At 37.8% G+C, this 5691-nt stretch carries 6 protein-coding genes; 3 read left to right on the forward strand and 3 right to left on the reverse strand.

Annotated features, from left to right (window positions below; genetic code table 11):
* Nucleotides 1-193: diguanylate cyclase (locus tag MV052_RS07580; protein ID WP_297442658.1), on the forward strand; the 193-nt coding region annotated here is incomplete at its 5' end.
* Here MV052_RS07580 and MV052_RS07585 read toward each other — a convergent pair.
* The 3 genes from MV052_RS07585 to gltX are packed head-to-tail and all read right to left on the reverse strand — an operon-like array spanning nt 173 to nt 4288.
* Complete coding sequence (locus tag MV052_RS07585) at nt 173-1105, reverse strand: A/G-specific adenine glycosylase (protein WP_297442661.1); 933 nt, start codon at nt 1103-1105, stop codon at nt 173-175. The genes MV052_RS07580 and MV052_RS07585 overlap by 21 nt on opposite strands.
* The gene (locus tag MV052_RS07590; RefSeq protein WP_297442664.1) at nt 1105-2874 is read right to left on the reverse strand and encodes an ABC transporter ATP-binding protein; all 1770 of its coding nucleotides are present in this window, start codon (nt 2872-2874) and stop codon (nt 1105-1107) included. Before MV052_RS07590 ends, MV052_RS07585 begins: the two co-directional genes overlap by 1 nt.
* Nucleotides 2875-2893: 19 nt before the next feature.
* Nucleotides 2894-4288 (reverse strand): glutamate--tRNA ligase, encoded by a 1395-nt coding sequence (gene gltX / locus MV052_RS07595; protein ID WP_297442667.1) that lies wholly within the window; start codon nt 4286-4288, stop codon nt 2894-2896.
* A gap of 130 nt (nt 4289-4418) precedes the next feature.
* Between gltX and MV052_RS07600 the strand changes: the two genes are divergently transcribed.
* Both MV052_RS07600 and MV052_RS07605 read left to right on the forward strand, forming a co-directional pair.
* Nucleotides 4419-5255, forward strand: a complete 837-nt coding sequence (locus MV052_RS07600; RefSeq protein WP_297442669.1) for a peptidylprolyl isomerase — start codon at nt 4419-4421, stop codon at nt 5253-5255.
* A gap of 5 nt (nt 5256-5260) precedes the next feature.
* Nucleotides 5261-5691 (forward strand): deaminase (locus tag MV052_RS07605; RefSeq protein WP_297442672.1); only part of this gene is annotated, 431 nt, incomplete at its 3' end.

The raw sequence follows: 5691 nt of genomic DNA on the forward strand, positions 1-5691 counted from the left end.
GATAGAAAACTTAGGGATAGAACATAAATACAATAAACCATCAGGTCTTCTTACAGTTTCCATAGGATTTTGTTATTTAAACAAAGTAAATCACGAAGATACAAAAATCATCTACAAGTATGCTGATGAAGCACTCTACCAAGCTAAGGAAAGCGGAAGAAATAGGGTGGTGCTATCGCATAACTGTGAATAAGGCTTTTTTCGTTAAAGAAGAGAGCGGTGCTTTATCTATATCATCTAAATTGAGCCAGATGAACTCTTTGTCTGATTCTGTAAGCTTATAGAGTTTTACTGTAAGTCTGTACTTTGTGTAGGAGTGTTTAAAACTTGCTAAAAAGTCTTCTTCTGTTGGGTCGATGCTTGGAAGTGTTAGCATATTTTTGTACATATTCCCTTCTGCTTGAATCAGAGCGATTTTGTTCTCTTTTTTGAGTATTCCATAAAAAAGTTCCATATTTTCATACACAGTTTTTTTCTTTTGTGTGTAGATTTCAGGTTCATTTTTTCCTTGACACTGCGTTTGGAGTGGGCAAAGTGTACATTTTGGATTTTTAGGAAGGCAAAGCATTGCACCTAAATCCATAAGGGCTAGATTATGACTTCTTGGGTCTGTTGTATTGAGGAGTTTTACTGCGTTTCGCTCTAACTCTTTTGCTACTGCGTTTGAGAGTGCAAAAAATCTTTTTATTACTCTTGCGATGTTTGTATCTACTACTGGCTCTGCTTGATGATAGCCAAAAGAGCAGACAGCACTTGCGGTGTAGCTTCCAATACCGGGGAGTTTTAATAACTCTTGTTTTGTTTGTGGCAGTCCATCACTGCAGAGTTGTGCTGTTTTGTGAAGATTTCGTGCTCGTGAGTAGTAGCCAAGCCCACTCCACGCTGCTAAAACATCATCAAGAGGTGCATTCCCAAGGGCTTGAAGTGTTGGGAATTTTTCTAAAAATTGTGGATAGTATTGGTCTCTTACACGATGGACCTGTGTTTGCTGGAGCATAATTTCACTGAGGTAAACGCAGTAGATGTCTTGAGTGTTGCGCCAAGGTAGTTCGTGCCTGCCATGGTCTTCATACCAGCAAAGAAGAGCTGCTTGTGCTTTTTTCATTAGATAAGTTGTTCTTTGATAAATTCGCTGTAATGTCCCTCTTCCTCTTCAAGCTCTTGATGTGTTCCGCGTTGGACGATTTCGCCTTCATTGAGAACATAAATCATATCAGAATTTTTTACAGTGCTTAAACGATGGGCTATAGTGATGACTGTTTTATCTTTTAAGATAGGGACAAGTGCCGCGAAGAGTTTGGCTTCTGTATGAACATCAAGGGCAGAAGTTGACTCATCAAAGATAACCACAGCAGGGTTGGCAATGATCATTCTTGTAATGCTCAGACGTTGGCGTTGTCCACCTGAGAGACGGATGCCATGATGTCCGACTATGGTTTCAAGTCCCTCAGGCATGGAGCGCATCATATCTGTTAGCTGAGCGATCTCAAGTGCTTTATAAATGTCAGCATCACTGATATTTTCACGTCCCATAGTAATGTTGAAACGCAGTGTGGAGTTAAAAAGGATAGGCATCTGTAAGACTAAAAAAACTTTTTCTCTTATGGAGTGTTTGTCTAGCTCTTCGCTTGGAATATCATTGTATTTGAGTACCCCTGATGTTTTCTCATAAAAGCCTGAGATAATTTGCGCAAGGGTAGTTTTCCCACTTCCACTCGCCCCAATAAGTGCAACTTTTGAAGCTGCATTTATCTTAAAACTAATGTTAGTAAGTATCTGCTTTTGAGGTGTGTAAGCAAAACAGAGGTCTTCTACTTCTATATCAACATTTTTGTCTTGAAGTATCTTATCTCCACTTTTTTCTGTTTTGAGCGTAAGGACTTTGTTTATCCTCTCTAGGGCGGCTTTGGCAGAGGAGTAACTATACTGCATAGAGAGGATATCTTGCACCGGTGTCATAATAAACCAGATATAGCCAAACATGGCAAACATCATCCCGATGCTCAAGTCACTATAGGCAACAAGTAAAAGACCAGAAGCGCGGATAAGCTCAAAAACAGAAAGAAAAATGGTGTAAGAGAGCTTTTCATAAGCGACACTTTTAAAGCTAAACTCATTTGAAGTGTCTTTGATTTTTTTGGCTTGTTTTACTGCGTTTGAAAAGAAGTACTCTTCTTTGTTACTTGCTTTTATCTGTCCAAAAAGCTCCAAAGTCTCACCAATGTCTTCTTGAAAATCTGCGATGGCTTTGTTTTCTTCTTTTTTAAGGACTCCAACTTTTGCAGACATCTTTTTACTGACAAACATTATCATCGGTTGTACAAAAAGGATGAGAATCCCCAATATAGGGTTGATAGCTATCATCACAATTCCAACGACTAAAAGGGTGAGAACTGAAGCAACAAAACGTGAAGCAGAACTCATGATAAAGGTGTCAAGGGTGTTGATATCGGTTATGAGATTAGCAGTAATTGCACCACTTCCAAGCGTTTCATACTCATTCATAGAAGTAAGCTGTAGATGATTTAGCAGGCGTTTTCTTATCATAAAAGTAACATATTTTGAGATATTGGTAAAGATTTTTGTTGTTAAAATACCAAGATAGTAGTATAAAAAGCGTAAAAAGATAACCGCAAAAGCGACAATAGCAATATAGTAAAAAGCAGAGCCACTGCCTAAAATTTTATCAATAGCAGGGACAATATACTCTGGTTTATGTAAGAGAACTTCATCAACCATAACAGGAAGAAGTAAAGGGACAGGAACGCTGATAATGATAGCAAGGAGTGTAAGAAGCTGCCCGTAAAGAAGCGCTGGTTTTTTATGCCATGCTAAAGTGAAAATAGATTTGATTGTTATGGGTTCATTTTTCATTTTAGCATTGTATCTTGTTTTAGTCTTGAGCGTGAGCAAGTACAGCTTTTGCTATACGAGCAAGTGTTTCATCAGGACCTAAAACTGCCATAACGACATCAAGCCCTGGACCGCTCATCTTGCCTAGGAGTGCAACTCTGAGTGGGTTACCAATTTTTCCAAATCCTATCTCCATCTCATTAACAACTTTTTCCATAACATGATGATAATCAACAGGAAGATGTAACTCTTGTACTTCTTCAAGGCTGTTGGCAAATCTCTCAAGTACTTCTATAGCGTTGCTTTTGAAAGCTTTTTTTGATGCTTTTGGATCGTACTGGGTTGGTGCATCAAGGATTTCAACAAGCATATTTGCAAGTTCTTTGAGTGTTTTTGCTCGCTCTTTGAGTGCATCGAGTAAAATCTCTTTTTTGTCATGCTCTTCAAGTTTCATATCAAAATCTTTGAGAAGTGCAACAAGTGTATCATTTGGTGTGTTTTTGATGTAGTGAGCATTGAGCCAGTCAAGTTTTTCTGTGTTGTAGATTGAGGCTGATTTGTTGATATCTTTAGGGTCAAAAAGTTCTTTCATCTCATCCATAGAAAATATCTCTTGATCGCCATGACTCCAGCCTAAACGTACTAAAAAGTTTAGAAGTGCTTCAGGGAGATAACCCATATCTTTATATGCCATTACATCTGTTGCGCCATCACGTTTAGAGAGTTTTTTCCCTTGAGCATTGTGAATCATCGGCACATGATAAAATTTTGGTACATCAAAACCAAGAGCTTCATAAACGACTATTTGTTTTGGCGTGTTTGAGAGGTGATCATCCCCACGTATGACTTCATTTATCCCCATTAAAGCATCATCTATGGCTACGACAAGGTTATAAGTAGGGCTTCCATCAGCACGAGCTATAACAAAGTCATCTAAGATATCTTCAGCTTGAAAGCTTACATCACCTTTGACACCATCATGCACGATAATCTCACCCGTTTGTGGTGCTTTTATGCGGATAACAGGCTCAATGCCCTCTGGAGGTGTTCCATCAAAATCACGGTATCTTCCATCGTACATTGTACGTTCTTTGTTTTCCATCTGTGTTTGGCGAAGTGCATCAAGCTCTTCTTTTGACATATAGCATTTGTAAGCTTTGCCTTCATCTAAAAGTTGTTTGATATATTTTGCATAAATATCATCACGTTCGCTTTGGTATACTATCTCACCATCAGCCTCAAGACCAAGCCACTCAAATGCATTTAAAATAGCTTCAGCAGCTGCTTGTGAGTTTCTTTTTTTATCTGTATCTTCTATACGAAGATAGAATTTTCCGCCATTTCTTCTTGCCCAAAGATAAGAAAAAAGTGCAGTTCTTAAACCGCCGATATGTAAGTATCCAGTAGGACTTGGAGCAAAACGTGTAACAACCATGATGTAAACCTTTTTATATAAAAAATATAAATAGAATTTTAGGCAAATGTTGGTTAAAGGTTGGTAAAATAGCAAACTATTATTTGCAGTTGTAAATAAAAACAATTTTTTTGTGTATAAATGGATGAAAATGCTTAAAATATTACTTACATTACTACTTACTACAATGCTAAACGCAGCTATATATGATGGTGTCGCTGTTGTTGTCGAAGATAAGGCTATCACTCTTTTGGATGTGGAAAAAGCTATGCAAGAGACGCATTTGGATGCTAAAAAAGCTACAGAGGTTTTGATTCGTAAAAAACTCGAAGAACTTGAGATTCAAAAGAGAAATATCTCTGTTACAAGCAGTGAAGTCTATGCTGACATCAAAAAAATGGCAGAACGAAATCATCTGAGTATTAGTGAACTTTATGATGCGGTACGTGAATCTAACGGGCTGACATCTTCTGCTTTAAAAGAGAAGATAAAAGAGAAACTTTTAAGTCAAAAACTCTACTCTGCAATTGCTATGACATCTATCAGTGAGCCGAGTGATGAAGAGGTGCAAGAGTTTTATGAGCTGCATAAAAAAGAGCTTGAGCATCCAAGCTCTTTTGATGTTATCATCTACAATGCGAACAATAAAGCTTTACTTGAAGAAAAAGTACACAATCCTATGTTTTACTCTCCGCAGATTAATTCTAGTGAACAAACTCTAGAGTACAACAAAATCTCCCCTGAACTTGCTGCTTTGCTTGCAAAAACTCCGCCTGACACTTTTACTGCAGTGCTTCCAAATGGAAAAGGTGGTTTTATGAGTTTTTATGTAAAGTCTGTTATTGCGGCTAAAGATGAAGCCATAGACGCTATCCGACCTCAGATAATCAATGCAATTATGGGACAAAAGCGTGAACAAATTTTAGGTGATTATTTTGCAAGACTTCGTGATAATGCAGATATAAACATCATTAGAATGCCGGAGTAAAGAGAATGTTAAATGATACTGTTTTTCTAAAAATAGCAACTGAGATTGCTTCAGCTTCTAAGTGTGTTTCCAAACAAGTTGGTGCCGTCATTGTTAAAGATGGCAGAATTTTAAGCACGGGTTACAATGGAACGCCGGCAGGGTACACAAACTGTTGTGATTATTGGAAGGGTGAGTATACTTCTGAGCATCATGACTGGAGTAAAACTTATGAAATTCATGCAGAGATGAATGCTATCATTTGGGCAGCCAGAAAAGGGATAAGCATAGAAGATGCGACTATCTATGTAACGCTAGAACCATGTAGTGAATGTAGTAAAAATCTTATCGCTTCGGGGATTAAACGCATCGTTTATGAAAAACCGTATGAACATACTCACTCAGATAGTATCTCAAAATTTCTCAAAGACAACGGAGTGAGTATAGAGCAGTTAAG

It is taken from the genome of Sulfurimonas sp. (genome assembly GCF_026988655.1).
Classification (GTDB): domain Bacteria; phylum Campylobacterota; class Campylobacteria; order Campylobacterales; family Sulfurimonadaceae; genus Sulfurimonas.